This is a genomic window from uncultured Microbacterium sp. (assembly GCF_900078385.1).
Taxonomy (GTDB): domain Bacteria; phylum Actinomycetota; class Actinomycetes; order Actinomycetales; family Microbacteriaceae; genus Microbacterium.
In genome coordinates this window covers 640354-654254 of record NZ_FLQR01000001.1, presented here as the reverse complement: position 1 = coordinate 654254, position 13901 = coordinate 640354, and the positions used below count along the sequence as shown (strand labels likewise).

Here is a 13901-nt window from a genome sequence, read left to right as displayed (position 1 = left end):
GTTCAGACCCTCCCTTCTCTGCCCACTGTTTCGGTGCCGGCCTTTCGATCCGGACGTAGACATGGCGCGAGTACACGAGATCGGCATCGCCGCGAATACCCGCGAGTTCGAGCGGGCGATCAGCGACGGCGTGATCGACCCCGTCAAGGACGCCGAACGCGCCTTCGAGAAGCTCGAGGACGCAGTCGGCGACACCGGCACTGGCGGCGAGCGGGACATCGAGAAGCTCGAGGACGCGCTCAAGGGCGCGCAGAAGGAGACCGACCAGCTTGCCCGGAAGACCGGCGACGTCGGTGATTTCGGGCGGAAGGGGTTCGGTAAAGCGAAGGCCGCGAGTGGCGAGTTCAAGCAGGAGGCGCTGTCGAACTTCTCCGAGGTGACGTCGTCGTTCGACGGGTCGATGTCCTCCATTCAGGACCTCGCTCAGGGCACCCTGGGCGGGCTCGCCGCCACCGATCTGCCCGGCGTGGGTCTCGCGGCCGGTCTCGCCGCGATCGCGGTCGGCTCGATAGCGGAAGGGATCGGGCAGTCCGAGGAGGCCGCCCGGAAGGCGAAGGAGGAGGCCGCCCGGTGGGCCGAAGGGTTCGCCGCGTCCGGTGGCCGAATCGTGGACACCGCGACCGTCGTCGGCGGCATCCTGGACCAGGCCACGGATCCGGAAAAGTACGAGACCGCCCGGCAGGCCGGCGAGGAGTGGGGCGTCGACATCTCCTACGCCATGCGTGCCCTCGCCGGAGACGGGACCGCGCTCGAGATTGTGGAGCGATCTCTCCGCGACCGGGCCGCCGAATCGGCCGCCGCCCTGGCGGAGCAGGAGAAGCAGACGACCAGCAGCGCCGGTGCCGCGTTCGACATGGCCGACTCGGTGGACAAGGGTCGGCAACGGTTTGACGAACTCACGACCGCGATGCAGACCGGCCGGCAGTGGGCGAAGGACAACGCGCGCGCCCTGGCCGGGTACACACAGGAGGTCGGGACCGCGACCGGGAAGACCGACGATCTCGGCAACAGCGTGTACACCCTGCCAGACGGGAAAGAGGTTGTCGTCGACGTGCGCACCGGGGAGGCATACGAGGACCTGGACGCCTTCGAGCGCCGCAAGCTCACCCAGAAGCGGGTCGGAGTGGTTGTTGAGGTCGATACCAGCGCCTGGGAGAACTGGCGCCCGAAGACGAAGAACGGAATCGTCGTTAGCCAGACCGGAAACAAGAACTGGCAGATCGGCTGATGCTGGCCGGCCCGCCGCCGCTCACCGTTCACGGCGTCATGACGGTATACCTCGACGCCATGGGCGCGGACTTGACCTTGGCGCCGCTGAACGGTGTCTCGCTGGCCGTGCATGACGGCGGGGTCGATCCCGCGCCGCTCCTCTATCCGGCGCTCAAAGTGATTGAGGCGGCCATCGATTACGCCGCAGAGCGGCTTGGCGAAGACCGCGATTCGATCATCTTCGACCTTCGCCAACGCATCGCTGGCAAGCGCGACACGGTCGCCGAATAGCGATACAGCGTGCACTCGCCGGGTAACGTGGTGCATGCACGGAGAGCGAGTTCAGACCCTCTCGATGAGGCCCACCCGGTTATTGGGTGCTGGCACATCTTGGAAGGGTCTCCCATGACTCACACCCCGCCCCCATCGCCGATGCTCTACGACGTTGCCCAGGTCGCGACCGCTCTCGGAGCATCGACCCGCCTCGTTCGGCGACTGATCGCCGAGAAGCAGCTGCCGACTGTCCGACTGGGACGCATGATCCGCATCCGGGTCTCCGACGTCGAGGCCTATATCACCGCCCACGCGAGCACCCCCCAGACGGCGGAGGCGTGACCATGAGCGACCTCACTCAGGTGGACTACCCGCTCGAGCGCCGCGTGCCGACGCATCTGCAGGAGGAATACCCCGCCGCCCTCCAGGCCATGACGGCGAGCCACACGCCCCTTACCGACCCTGACTGGACTGACAGCGTCCAACGGCGTCTCGAGCAGCACGCAGCTGCCATCGTCGCCGAGCACTTCTACGGCGGACAGCGTCCGGACCAGGCGCCCGCGCGCGGCGGCCGCCGCACGCTGGGACTGTCCTCCACGCCCGGCGACGGTCGGCCGCCGATGGAGTGGCAGAACGCTCCAGACGAGAAGCGTCTCGCGCTTGGCGATCAGCGCGCAGAATTCCTCGCGCGCGTCACTGACCTCGCAGAGGCAATCCGCATGGACCCCGCCCGCCAGTGGGCGCTGTTCCTGCACTTCCTCGCGCTGGACATGGCGGAGCGCAGGCGACAGCAGCGCGAGGAGCGCGGCCAACGCGAGCTTGAACGCATCGCGCGAGAAGAGTGCCCTCTCTGCAAGCAGCACGACCCGACCGTGATTGGCGAGATCAGCACGCGATCCCTTCTCCCAGGGCAGGGGTTCGTCTCGATGTCCTCGCGCCCCGCGCGTCACACGCTGAGGTCATGCCTGGCATGTCACGCCGTCGCATCGCGCGAGCACGTCTTCCGCCTCGGCGAGGTGACTCTCGGCGATGGGAAGACCCGCGCCCAGATGCTCTACGAGCTCTTGTCGGAGGGCGCGCACTAACGCTGACGGTCGATACTTCGAGGGGCCTCCCGCCAACGGCGCTGGAGGCCCCTCTGCACGCCACTCGGCGCGGCTAGACTGCACCAGCCACGGCACTGACCAGGCGTCGCTTGGCGGCGTCATCCACGCGCACGTAACGTTGCGTCGTGGCCGGCGAGGCGTGACCGAGCAGTTGCTGCACCGTGAATACGTCGCGGTCGACGTTGTAGGCCTTGGTGGCGAAGCGGTGGCGGAGTGCGTGCATCGTCACCCCAGCCGGGAGAAGCCGCGAGATGCGCGCACTCAGCCACGTCGGCGAGACATGCCCGTCATACTGCCCGCTAAAGACGTAGCCCTCGTGTGCGCGGAGCCTTTGCGCCATGCCCTCATCGATCGGCAGAACGCGCTCCTTCGACCCCTTGCCATGGACGAGAAGGGTCCAACCGTCAGCCTCTCGCGCGACGTCCCGCGCGTGCACCTGAGCGACCTCGCCGCACCGCATGCCCAGCTCGGCGGCGAGGCGCAGCGCGAGCCGATCACTCTCGGCGGCGTTGCGCAATGCGCGCTCGTAGTCGTCGTCGTGTGCCGGCCGCGGCACCGGCTTGCTCATTCGGATCGCAGGGAGCCGCTCGGTGGGGTCTTCATCGATGCGACCGGTGTCGGACGCCCATCGGTAGAAGGACCGCAGGGCGGAGCGGTAGGCGCGGCGGGTCTCGCTCGCCCATCGCTTGCCGGCTAGCCAGTCGATCAGATCATCGATCGTTACGGACCACGGATCTAGCGAAGCGTGGTCGCGGGCGAACCTGCGCAGCTGAATCATGCGCAGTCGTACCGTGGGCTCCGGGTGGCCGGCACTTCGAAGCCAGGACCGCCATGGCCGAAGCTGTGCCTCCCACTGAGCAGGGATCTCCGGCGTCTTGGCGCGGCGGCTCGGCTCCAGCGTGGGGTCTTCATCGATCCGGCCGCGCTGGTGTGCCCATCGGTAGAAGGTGCGGAGGCTGTCCCGGATCTTCGCGCGCGTCGAGGAGGCGACCGCGAGTCCTGCGACCCAAGCGGAGTAGTCGGCGGCCGTCACCTTCCAGGGCTCGAGGGCTGTCTCGCGGGCGAACCGGCGGACGTGGCCGACCCGGATCGCGATCGTTTCGTCGGCGAGCCCGCCGCCGCGCTGTGCCTTCTCGAACTGGCTCAACGCATCGGCCCACTGGCTGTCGGCCGTATAGGTGCTGACTGCCTGTTGCAGCACCGGGTTGATGTCGACATGGCCGCACTCGACGGCCCAGCGGTAGAAGGAGCGCGCTGCGTGACGATACTTGCGCAGCGCCTCCGCGCTAGCGGCGAGCCCGCTGAGCCACTGCGCGATGTCGGCCGGCGTGACATCCCAAGGGTCACCGCCGACGTCCTCGCCGAGCCTCCGCAGGCGCGTCAGGCGGGCTCGGCTGGCGGCACCTTCTGACGGGTGCTCTAGCTCGTACGAGGCCAGAGCGGCCGCCCAGGACGGCGCCACGGCATGCCCCCGGTTCACTGCGAGACCGGCACGTCGAGGCTCGTCGCCATCCGGCGCAGTTGCGACGCCACGTCCGCGACGCTCTCACCGGAGAGCATGTCGAGCGCCCCAACCGCCAGCACCCAGCGCGACGGCCCGGCCCCGACCTGCGACCGGCACAGGGTCGCGCCGCCCGCCACGACGACTCCCGAGCCGTCCGAGTGCAGCCACTGGTCAGGAGGATCACCCAGGCCGCCGTGATCATGGGCGTAGCCAACGCACCAGTCGAGCGGGCAATCGATCAGCCTGTTGAGATGAGAGAATTCCATGGTCGGGGACCTCCATTGAGTGCGCATGCGCTCGGGGGTCGCGCGTGCATGCAACTGATAGTTACATAATCGCGTCTAGGGATGCAACTTAGAGTTACACTCGGGTTTCATGAGCCTCGAGGACCTCGCCGCAGCACACGCCCGCATCGATGCGGCGGTGCGATCGCTGTACGCCGATCGCGCCCGACTGATTTGCGGCGCCCGCGACGACGGCCACACATGGCAGGAGATCGCGGACGTCCTGGGGATGACCGTGCACGGCGCGATCAAGGCGTCCCGGATGACCGACTGATCCCACTCGGCGTGTACTCGCGTGTACTCCGGGCGCGTCAAACGCCGTAAACAGGGCGTCAAGTGGTGGTACTTTGAAAACGCGCCTGACCGGGTAAATGCCCGGAATTGCGCGGGACCGACGAGAGGGTCAGGTCACGCTTCCAAACTGATGGTGCGGGTTCGATTCCCGTCATCCCCTCCAAAGCTCCGAGGTGCCGCCTCAGGCGGTGCGTCGGAGCTTTCGTGCGGATGCCGTCAGATTCGATCGCCGCGTGCGGGTGGGCCCACGCCGCCCGAGGCTCGGCGCGCCGCGCAGCGGCGTGCGGAGGGGCGGTGGGGACGATTCCCGTCATCCCCTCCGAATCTCTCTCTCTCGCCACCTTGGCACCGCACTCACGCCGCGACGTAGTCGTAGCGTCGGCGTCCACCGAGGCGTGGCGTCTGGCACGGCTCGATGTGGGCGGGTGGGATGAACCACACGCGGGCGTCCACACCGTTCCCGTCGACGCGGATGTCCCAGCCGTTGTCGTGGATGCGATGGTGGCAGCTCTCACAGAGCAGCACCCCGTTGTCCAGATCGGTGCGGCCGCGGTCGCGTGCCCACCATCGGATGTGGTGGACCTTCGTATGCCCGGGTGGGACCCCGCACATCGCGCATCCGCCGTCTCGTTCGGTGAGGGCGAGCTTCTGCGCCCGGGTGAACAGGCGCCGCTGGCGTCCCCAGTCGAGGATCTCGCTGTCCACCCCGAGCACGACGGGGATGATGCCGGCGTCCGCCGCCATCCGGCGGGCGGTGGAGATGGAGATGGGGGCGGCGAGCCCATCGATCGTCGCGTGCCCGGTGCCGCTCTGGAGGTCGTCCAGGGTCATCCGCACGACCACGGTCGCCCCGCGCAGCGGGATGTCGCGCCGGTCGCAGCCGAGCAGGTGCTGGCAGATCGTCGCGAGCGCATCGGCCCGCATCATCGCCATGCTCCGCTGCGGCGCATCCACATCACGAGAGGCGTTCGCGTCGCGCTGCGCGGTGAGTTCGGCGCCGACGATCGCGTCGATCGCGACCAGGAACGCCGCCCCATGCTCGGGATCCAGCGCACCGGTGAAATGCACCATCCCCGACCGGTCCTGATGCATCCGCAGGAACCGATCCGCACGGAGCTCCTCCTCGCGCGGCTGCACACCATCCGGGTCCAGATGCGCCTCCGCACGGGCGAGAACCTTGGCGAGCTGGTCCAGCGTCAGGCCTGGCGCCTGCCCAGCGAGGGTCTGCTCCGCACGGTCCAGCTCCCCCGGAGCCGCGCGCAGGGCGACCCGGTCCAGCATCGACACGATCGCCGACGCCGCCCACGCACCAATCGACCCGGAACGCAAAGCGGCGCCGACGTGCGGGTGCCTGGCCGGGGCCTCGTTCCCGCTCAACAGCAGCCGCGGCGCCGTCGCATCACCGACCTGCAGCAGCCGCGACGCCTCACCGGTCGATGTTCCGAGCGTGGAGGCGAGCAAGGCGGTCGCGGTCCGGAACCCGTTCGCCTTCGCGAGACCGTCGCTGCCGAGCTCCGGCCGCGACTGCCGGGCGATCTCCGCCGCGACCTGCGTCGCCGCCGCCTCCAACAACCGCCGCGCGACCCCGAGCGCGTCGTTCACCGCGATCAACCGGGCCCCCTCGGTGCCCTCGATGCGGCCGTCGGGCCACACCTCCCGGGCCGCCGTCACCGCCTCGAGAAGGGCATCCACCGGAGAACTCATACCCCGAAACTACGCCCACCCACCGACATTTGTCGAACGTTTGTTCGAGCTGTGGAGAGCATCCAAACACCCGCGGATGTGCAGGAAGTGGAGAGGCAGTGGATGCCCATTAACGACCCGCTTCCCCATCGCCGAGCACGCGCGCAAGACTCTCCGGCAGCTCGACGTTCTCCGACGCCCCGGCGAAGAATCCCGCGATTTCGCGCGGCGAATACCCGGCGATGCCGCATCCGACCTCCGTGACGAGGAAGCGCAGCTCCCGATGCTCCCCGGCGAAGACGACGAAACGCGCCGCCTGGGCTCGGAACACGTCGAGTCCGGACATCGTGTCGATCGCGTAGGACTGTCCCTGCAGCCCCTCGGCCTGCCCCCAGACCGCGCCGAACCGCTCATGGGCGAAACGCGCCGCGCCGCCGCCGTGGGCGCCGTGCGCGTTGGAGCCGAAGACGAAGACCTCGTCCGGCGCGAGCTCCTCGATCCGCATCAGCGCAGCGCCGTCGCCGCGGCGTGATTGGCGGAGTGCGCACGGTAGATCTGCGCGTTGCGCAGCAGGCCGGCCTTCTCCTCGTCCGTGAGCTCCCGCCGCACCTTGGCGGGGACGCCGGCCACGAGCGAGCCGTCGGGGACGACGGTTCCCTCCAGGACGACCGCTCCCCCGGCGATGAGGCAGCCGCGGCCGATCCGTGCGCCGGAGAGGATGACGCTCCCCATCCCGACGAGCGAGCCGTCGCCGATGGCGCAGCCGTGCACGACGGCGTTGTGGCCCACCGACACGTCGCTGCCGATGACGACGGGGTGGCCGGCATCCACATGAACCGACACGTTGTCCTGCAGGTTGCTGCCCTCGCCGAGGGTGATCGCCGCGCTGTCGCCGCGCACGACGGCGTTGTACCAGACGCTCGCGCCCTCCCCGAGGGTCACGTCCCCGATGATCCGAGCGCCGGATGCCACGAACGCGGAGGCGTGCAGGCGCGGGGTCTTCCCCGGGAGGGACAGGACGGAGGCATCGTCGGCGATGGTCATGGTCCCGACGATATCGCGGGCCGCCGCCCGTCAGCCGGGGCCCGTCAGCCCAGGCCGGTTAGCCGAGCCTTCACTTGGTTGCGGAATGCCGGTCGCTGAGTAGCGTTGCATCCACCGCGGGACCGGACACCCCGCTGAAGGAGACGCAGCAGATGAGCGAGACGCACACGATCCCCATGAGCGCGACCGACCCCGAGGTCGCCGCCGGAACCGCACAGTTCCTCACCCCCGTGGTGCTCGGGCTGCAGGGCCTCGCCGTGAACGGCAAGCAGGCCCACTGGAACGTTCGCGGCACCAACTTCATCGCGATCCACGAACTCCTCGACACGGTCGTCGCGCATGCGCAGGCCTTCGCCGACGAGGCTGCCGAGCGCATCGTCGCCCTGGGGCTCCCGATCGACGCACGGGTGTCGACCGTCGCCGCCAAGACGAAGCCCACGGCGGTGCCGGCCGGCTTCACGCAGTGGCAGCAGATCATCGCCGCCGTCGTGGGCGACATGGATGCCGTCATCACGGACGTGCAGGCCGCCATCGACGGGCTCGACGAGATCGATCTCACGAGCCAGGACATCGTCATCGGCATCAAGGCCGGCCTCGAGAAGGACCGCTGGTTCCTCTCGGCCCACCTCGCCGGCTGACGCAGCCGTCAGAGGACGTGCGTGAGGCGTCCTTCGATCATGGTCGCGGAGACCGTGGTCGAGCGGAGCCCGCGCTCGTCCGCCGCGAGGGGGTCGCGGTCGGCGACGACGAGGTCGGCGATGCTCCCGGGGGCGAGCGCGCTGCCCGCCTCGGAGCCGCCGTCCGTCGACGCGGCCAGTGCCGTCGCGGCATCGAGCGCCTGCTCGGGTCGCCACGCCGGTCGCCCATCGCGCGTGCGCCAGACGGCAGCCGCCATCGCGGCCCACGGGTCGAGCGGTGACACCGGGGCGTCGGATCCGAACAGGAGATTCGCACCCGCGTCAGCGAGCGCCCGGAGCGGATACGGCACCGCCGTCTGACCCGCCCAGATCGAATCGGTCATGTCACGGTCGTCGACGGCGTGCTCGGGCTGGACGCTCGCCGCGACGCCCAGCCGGGCGAAGCGGGCGATGTCGGCGTGGGCCACGAGCTGGGCGTGCTCGATCGTGCCGTGCGCACCGGTGGCGGCGAACGCGTCGAGGGCATACGTGTTGGCGAGGTCGCCGATCGCGTGCACGGCGGAGGCCATCCCCGCCGCCGTGGCGGCCGTGAGCAGCTCCCGGAGCTCCTCCGGCGGCACCGTCAGCATCCCGTGGTTGTGCGGGTCTCCGGGGTACGAGTGCGAGCAGGCCGCCGTTCGCGTGCCGAGCGAGCCGTCGGTGATGACCTTGAGCGGTCCCACCCGCACGAGTCCCGCCGGATCCAGCGCATCGCCTGTTGCGAGGCCCTCCGCGATGGCGCGGTGCAGCAGCGCCGGGTAGACCCCGAACGACACGCGCACCGTGTCGAATCCGCTGTCCAGGCGCCGCGCCCACGCCTCGGCGTTCCACGCCATGTCGAAATCGACGATCCCGACGACACCGCGGGCGGCGGCCGCCTGCAGCGATGCGGCGACGAGCCGATCGCCCACGAGCGGATCGGCGGCGTTGAGGCGCCGCGAGACCTCGAAGGCGGGCTCCTCGCGCAGGACGCCGGTCCCCTCGAGCGGGAACCCCTCGCGCTTCAGGGCCGCCGTGTTCAGCCACACGCTGTGCACGTCGGCGTTGATGAGATACGTCGGGATGCCGCCGGTCGCGGCGTCGAGGGTCGCCAGGTCCATGGCATCCGGCCACAGCGCGTCGCGGAAGCCGCCGCCGATGCGCCGGCAGTCGTCCAGGACCGGCGCGGATGCCATGAGGGTCGCGGCCTCGCGCGCCGACCGCGCCGCGCCGAGATCGTGACGCTGCGCCGCCAGCGCCCACTGCACCGTGTGCACGTGGTGGTCCCAGAGCCCCGGCAGCAGGTAGCCGCCACCGGCATCCAGGGTCCGTCCGGTGCGGGGCAGGGCGCGGGCGGGGGCGATGTCGATGATGCGACCGCCGCGGAGGTGCACGTCGACGGGGTCGCTCCCGAACGGATCGAGCCGGTCGGCGCCGGTGAGCCGGGCATCCGTGATGATGTCGACGCGGTCGCCGCGCTCCGGCGTCATCGGGCCTCTCCTGCACGGCGCATGGCGTCGCGGGCACGGCGCATCTCGGCAGGGAGCCGCGGGTCGGCGTAGGGACTCGACCCCGCTTCAAGCTCCGCGATGATCGTGTCGACCGTCTCGCCCGGCCGATTCTGGCTGAGCTTGCGCTTGGCGACGACCTTCGTCGGGGTGAGCCGGAACCCGACGGTGCCGCGCTCCAGGCGATGGACGTAGTCGGGGTCGTTCGGCGGCTCCCACAGCAGCCGCGGGCCGGGCAGCGCGGTCTCGAAGCACGCGACGAGGCGCTCGAGGACGCGCAGGTTCTCCTCGGCGCTGAGGATCTCCGGGACGCCGGAGAGGTGCACCGAGACGAAGTTCCAGGTCGGCACGTTCGGTCCGGCGGGATACCAGCCCGGTGAGATGTACCCGTGCGGACCCTGCACGACGACGAGCAGCTCCCGCTCCCCGAGCCCGTGCACCGCGTCATCGGGCTTCCCGACGTGGCCCACGATCGTGAGGTCGTCGTGGTCCTCGTCCAGCAGGACGGCGTAGTGCGAGGCGACGAGGCCGTCGGGGGTGTCGCTGACGAGCGTCATCCACGGGTTCTGCTCGATCACGCGGCGCAGCTCGCCGATGTCGGTCATCGCGAAGCTCGGGTTCTGTCTCACGGCATCCTCACGCTCACGGTCAGGCCTGGCACCGCGGGCACCAGTACAGCTTGCGGGTGGCCAGCTCCTCGAGGACGATGGCCGTCCCGCACACGCGGCAGGGCAGGCCGGCACGACGGTATACCCAGTGTCGGTCGTCGCGGCTCGCCATGGCGCGCCGGTAGGCCGCCGGGTCCAGGTCGTCCATCGTCATCATCTGACCGGTCTCGACGCCGATCGCGAGGAGCCGGGCCCAGTCGCGCCACAGCCCTCGCACCGTCTCCTCCGGCACGTCCCGCCCCGGCGTGTGCGGGTTCAGGCGCGCGCGGAAGAGCAGCTCGGCGCGGTAGACGTTGCCGATCCCGCTGACGACGCTCTGGTCCATGAGGAGGAGTGCGATGGAGGTGGGTTTGCGGCGCACGACGGCGGTGAACCGCTCCTCGCCCTCCGCGAGATCGTCGACCAGCGGGTCGGGCCCGAGCTTCGCGATGGTGGCGGCCACCTCGTCGGGGCTCTGCAGAGCGCAGGCGGTGGGGCCGCGCAGGTCGGCGCACGTCGTGTCGGTGAGCAGCCGGAGCCGCACCTGCCCCACGACCGGCGGCGGCCACTCGTCGCCGTCGTCGCCGAGACCCCGCGTCTGCTCGCTCATGCGCACGTGCACGCGCGTCCGGCGTGGGGCCCCGATCGAGCTGAGCGAGTTCTCCCCCGCGCCGTCCAGGATCGGGGCGAGGTCGGTCCCCCGCTGGTTGGTCTGCCCCATCCGGCCGTTCGCCGACGCGATCGTCGGGTCGACGAGGATCTCGCCCGCGAAGTCCCACGCGCCGTACATGCCGAGGTGAACGCGCAGCCACAGCTCCTCGTCGAAAGCGAGGAACATCTGCTTCCCGACCGCGCGCACGGCCGTCGCCTCGCGGCCGTCGATGACCGCGGCACCCTCGACGAAGCGGCCCTGCGGGCTGCTGGCCGACACGGCTCGCCCCACGATGTTGCGGTCGAACTGGCGGGCGATGCGGTGGACGGAGTGGCCCTCGGGCATCAGCCCGCTTCCGGATCCATGGCGTCGACCGATTCGCCGCCGCGCGGAATGTGCGCGCGCGGATCGGGCGCGAGCGAGCCGTCGGTCTCGTACGCGGCGAGCTGCGCGATGCGCCGCGCGTGCCGCTCCTCGCCGGTGAACGGCGTCGCGATGAAGCGGTCGATGAAGGATGCGGCCTCGGCGAACGTGTGCTGGCGGGCACCGATCGAGATGACGTTCGCGTCGTTGTGCTCGCGGGAGAGCTCTGCGGTGGCCAGGTTCCAGACGAGGGCGGCGCGGATGCCGTTGACCTTGTTCGCGGCGATCTGCTCGCCGTTGCCCGACCCGCCGAACACGACGCCGAGGGTCTCGATGCCGGCGGCCTGATCACGCGCGACCGCCTGAGCCGCTCGGATGCAGAAGGCCGGGTAATCGTCCTGCGCGTCATAGTCCAGCGGTCCGTGGTCGACGACATCGTGCCCGTGCGCCGCGAGGTGGTGCTGGAGCTGGGTGGAGAATTCGAGGCCGGCGTGGTCGGTCGCGATGTGGATGCGCATGGCACCCATCCTAGGGATGGCTCGGAGCGGTCGGATCGCTCGCCCTCTCCCGATATGATGATTCCATCATGCCATTCACCCGCGCTCAGCGTCCGCTCTACGAGGTGAAGGCCAACCTCTTCAAGGGCCTCGCGCATCCGTTCCGGATCCGGATCCTCGAACTGCTCTCCACCGCCCCCGAACGCAGCGTCGCCGAGCTGCAGACCGAAACCGGGCTCGAGGCGTCGCACCTGTCGCAGCATCTCGCCGTGCTCCGCCGGCACCGCCTCGTCGACGCCGAGCGGCGTGGCAGCCACGTCTTCTATCGGCTCGGGGACCCCGCCGTGGGGCGTCTGCTCGCGGTCGCGCGCGAACTCCTCGTCGAGGTGCTCGCCGCCGAGGGCGATCTCCTCCGCGACGTCGCGACGCTCCCCGCCCTCGCGTCGACGGAGACCGGCGAGACCGAGCGCCCATGAGCGCGTCACCCACCCGCGCCCGCCGTGCCGCCGACTTCCTCGCCGGCCTGCTGCCGTCGCGCGCGGACTACGCGTCCGCCCGCCGCACCTGGCGGCGCGACCTGCTGGCGGGGCTCACGGTGGGCATCGTCGCACTCCCCCTCGCGCTCGGGTTCGGCGTCAGCTCCGGGGTGAGCGCCGATGCCGGGCTGATCACCGCGATCGTCGCGGGCGTCATCGCGGCCGTCTTCGGCGGGTCGCACGTCCAGATCTCCGGGCCCACGGGCGCCATGGTCGTCGTGCTGCTGCCCATCGTGGCCGCGCACGGGGTCGGCTCCGTGGCGACGGTGGCCCTCCTCGCCGGAGTGCTCGTGCTGGTGGCGGGGCTCCTGGGTCTCGGCCGCGCCGTCTCCGTGATCCCGTGGCCTGTCATCGAGGGCTTCACCCTGGGCATCGCCGTCATCATCCTCCTTCAGCAGGTGCCTCTCCTGACGTCCGGGCACCGGGTCGCGGCGACGGACCACAGTTCCAACGCGGTCGTCGCCGCCGTCCAGTCACTCGCCGGCGCAGACGCGGGCTACGTCCTCTGGGCTCTGGCCGCCGTCGCGATCGTCGCCGTGTGCATGGTCCTGGCCCCCCGCATCCACGCCGCCGTCCCGGGCTCGCTGATCGGCATCGGCATCGTGACGGCGCTCGCGATCCTCCTCCCGAGCCCGCTGGCCCGCATCGGTGCGCTCCCCGGTGCGCTCCCCCTGCCGGCGCTGCCCGACCTCGATCCCGCGGTCCTGCCGAGCCTCGTCGCGCCCGCCGTGACCGTCGCCGCCCTCGCCGCCGTCGAATCGCTCCTCTCCGCCCGGGTCGCGGCGTCCCTGGCCGACACCGGCGCGTACAACCCCGACCGCGAACTCGTCGGTCAGGGTCTCGCCTCGCTCGGCGCGTCCCTGTTCGGCGGACTTCCGGCCACCGGCGCCATCGCCCGCACGGCCGTCAACGTCCGATCGGGAGGCCGCACACGCATCAGCGGCATCTTCCACGCCGTGGTGCTCCTCCTCGTCGTCCTCCTCGCCGCGGGCCCCGTCGGCGCGATCCCGCTCGCCGCGCTCGCCGGCGTCCTCATGGTGACGGCCGCGCGCATGGTGCAGGCCGGGACCGTGCGCACCATCCTCCGGTCGACGCGCGCGGACGCCGTCGCGTTCGTGCTCACCGCTGTCATCACGGTGTCGTTCGACCTCATCGTCGCCGTCGTGATCGGCGTCGTGGTCGCCGGTGTGTTCGCGATCCGGGGCCTCGCCCGCGCGTCGAGCGTGCAGCGCGAGGCCCTCCCGGGCGACGCGCAACCCGGCGATGAGCGCATCGCCGTCATCCGCTTCGACGGCCCGCTGTTCTTCGCCGCCGCGGACCGGGTCTTCGACGAGGTCAGCGCCGTCCGCGACGTGTCCGTCGTCATCCTCCGCATGTCCCAGCTCCAACTGGTGGATGCGACCGGCGCCCGCATCCTCGGCGACATCGTGCAGGCGCTCGAGCGTCGCGGCGTGACCGTTCTGCTGAAGGGCGTCCAGCCCCGACACGCCGACCTGTTCCGCACGGTCGGGGTTCTCGGTTCGCTGCGCCACCACAAGCACCTGTTCACGGATCTGGCGCCCGCCGTGGCGCACGCCCGCAGTCACGTGCGACGCGAGTCGCCGGACGCGTAGGCTGGGGAGGTTGCCGCGGGCGCCAGCAGCGC

At 70.6% G+C, this 13901-nt stretch carries 17 protein-coding genes; 8 read left to right on the top strand and 9 right to left on the bottom strand.

What is annotated here, in order from left to right; all coding sequences use genetic code 11:
* Window positions 1–61 precede the first annotated feature (61 nt).
* From QZL85_RS03240 to QZL85_RS03225, 4 genes are all read left to right on the top strand, one after another.
* Window positions 62–1228: a hypothetical protein gene (locus tag QZL85_RS03240; RefSeq protein WP_295573511.1), complete on the top strand. Its 1167-nt coding sequence runs from the start codon at window positions 62–64 to the stop codon at window positions 1226–1228.
* Entirely contained in the window at window positions 1228–1500 is a 273-nt protein-coding gene (locus QZL85_RS03235; RefSeq protein WP_295573509.1) for a hypothetical protein, read from the top strand. Before QZL85_RS03240 ends, QZL85_RS03235 begins: the two co-directional genes overlap by 1 nt.
* 114 nt (window positions 1501–1614) lie before the next feature.
* Complete coding sequence (locus tag QZL85_RS03230) at window positions 1615–1824, top strand: helix-turn-helix domain-containing protein (RefSeq protein ID WP_295573506.1); 210 nt, start codon at window positions 1615–1617, stop codon at window positions 1822–1824.
* A 2-nt stretch (window positions 1825–1826) separates the two neighbouring features.
* Window positions 1827–2567, top strand: coding sequence for a hypothetical protein (locus QZL85_RS03225; RefSeq protein ID WP_295573503.1), 741 nt, complete (start codon window positions 1827–1829; stop codon window positions 2565–2567).
* A 73-nt stretch (window positions 2568–2640) separates the two neighbouring features.
* Here the strand turns inward: QZL85_RS03225 and QZL85_RS03220 are convergent, their stop codons facing one another.
* Window positions 2641–4050, bottom strand: a complete 1410-nt coding sequence (locus QZL85_RS03220) for a tyrosine-type recombinase/integrase (protein ID WP_295573500.1) — start codon at window positions 4048–4050, stop codon at window positions 2641–2643.
* Between the two features lie 14 nt (window positions 4051–4064).
* Window positions 4065–4358: a hypothetical protein gene (locus QZL85_RS03215; RefSeq protein ID WP_295573497.1), complete on the bottom strand. Its 294-nt coding sequence runs from the start codon at window positions 4356–4358 to the stop codon at window positions 4065–4067.
* Window positions 4359–4467: 109 nt separating this feature from the next.
* Between QZL85_RS03215 and QZL85_RS03210 the strand changes: the two genes are divergently transcribed.
* Window positions 4468–4650, top strand: coding sequence for a hypothetical protein (locus QZL85_RS03210; protein ID WP_295573495.1), 183 nt, complete (start codon window positions 4468–4470; stop codon window positions 4648–4650).
* Window positions 4651–5024: 374 nt separating this feature from the next.
* On the opposite strand, the gene QZL85_RS03205 is transcribed toward QZL85_RS03210, so the two are convergent.
* The 3 genes from QZL85_RS03205 to QZL85_RS03195 all read right to left on the bottom strand — a co-directional run bounded on the left by QZL85_RS03205 (window position 5025) and on the right by QZL85_RS03195 (window position 7397).
* A complete protein-coding gene (locus tag QZL85_RS03205) occupies window positions 5025–6374 on the bottom strand; it encodes an HNH endonuclease signature motif containing protein (protein WP_295573492.1) in 1350 nt (449 codons plus the stop codon).
* Window positions 6375–6483: 109 nt separating this feature from the next.
* Window positions 6484–6858: a hypothetical protein gene (locus QZL85_RS03200; protein ID WP_295573489.1), complete on the bottom strand. Its 375-nt coding sequence runs from the start codon at window positions 6856–6858 to the stop codon at window positions 6484–6486.
* Entirely contained in the window at window positions 6858–7397 is a 540-nt protein-coding gene (locus tag QZL85_RS03195; protein ID WP_295573486.1) for a gamma carbonic anhydrase family protein, read from the bottom strand. Before QZL85_RS03195 ends, QZL85_RS03200 begins: the two co-directional genes overlap by 1 nt.
* Before the next feature lie 152 nt (window positions 7398–7549).
* On the opposite strand from QZL85_RS03195, the gene QZL85_RS03190 reads away from it, so the two are divergent.
* Window positions 7550–8035, top strand: a complete 486-nt coding sequence (locus QZL85_RS03190; RefSeq protein WP_295573483.1) for a Dps family protein — start codon at window positions 7550–7552, stop codon at window positions 8033–8035.
* Between the two features lie 8 nt (window positions 8036–8043).
* Here the strand turns inward: QZL85_RS03190 and QZL85_RS03185 are convergent, their stop codons facing one another.
* Genes QZL85_RS03185 through QZL85_RS03170 form a run of 4 tightly spaced genes read right to left on the bottom strand, consistent with a single transcriptional unit; the run spans window position 8044 to window position 11741 of the window.
* Window positions 8044–9543, bottom strand: coding sequence for an amidohydrolase (locus QZL85_RS03185; protein ID WP_295573481.1), 1500 nt, complete (start codon window positions 9541–9543; stop codon window positions 8044–8046).
* The gene (locus QZL85_RS03180; protein WP_295573479.1) at window positions 9540–10190 is read right to left on the bottom strand and encodes an FMN-binding negative transcriptional regulator; all 651 of its coding nucleotides are present in this window, start codon (window positions 10188–10190) and stop codon (window positions 9540–9542) included. Before QZL85_RS03180 ends, QZL85_RS03185 begins: the two co-directional genes overlap by 4 nt.
* Before the next feature lie 19 nt (window positions 10191–10209).
* Window positions 10210–11205 carry an Fpg/Nei family DNA glycosylase gene (locus tag QZL85_RS03175; RefSeq protein WP_295573477.1) on the bottom strand — a complete coding sequence of 332 codons (996 nt, stop codon included), beginning with the start codon at window positions 11203–11205 and terminating at the stop codon, window positions 10210–10212.
* The gene (locus tag QZL85_RS03170) at window positions 11205–11741 is read right to left on the bottom strand and encodes a ribose-5-phosphate isomerase (protein ID WP_295573474.1); all 537 of its coding nucleotides are present in this window, start codon (window positions 11739–11741) and stop codon (window positions 11205–11207) included. The genes QZL85_RS03175 and QZL85_RS03170 overlap by 1 nt, the downstream gene beginning before the upstream one ends.
* Before the next feature lie 68 nt (window positions 11742–11809).
* On the opposite strand from QZL85_RS03170, the gene QZL85_RS03165 reads away from it, so the two are divergent.
* Window positions 11810–12196: a helix-turn-helix transcriptional regulator gene (locus QZL85_RS03165; RefSeq protein WP_295573471.1), complete on the top strand. Its 387-nt coding sequence runs from the start codon at window positions 11810–11812 to the stop codon at window positions 12194–12196.
* Window positions 12193–13869, top strand: coding sequence for a SulP family inorganic anion transporter (locus QZL85_RS03160; protein ID WP_295573468.1), 1677 nt, complete (start codon window positions 12193–12195; stop codon window positions 13867–13869). Before QZL85_RS03165 ends, QZL85_RS03160 begins: the two co-directional genes overlap by 4 nt.
* Window positions 13870–13901: the final 32 nt, after the last annotated feature.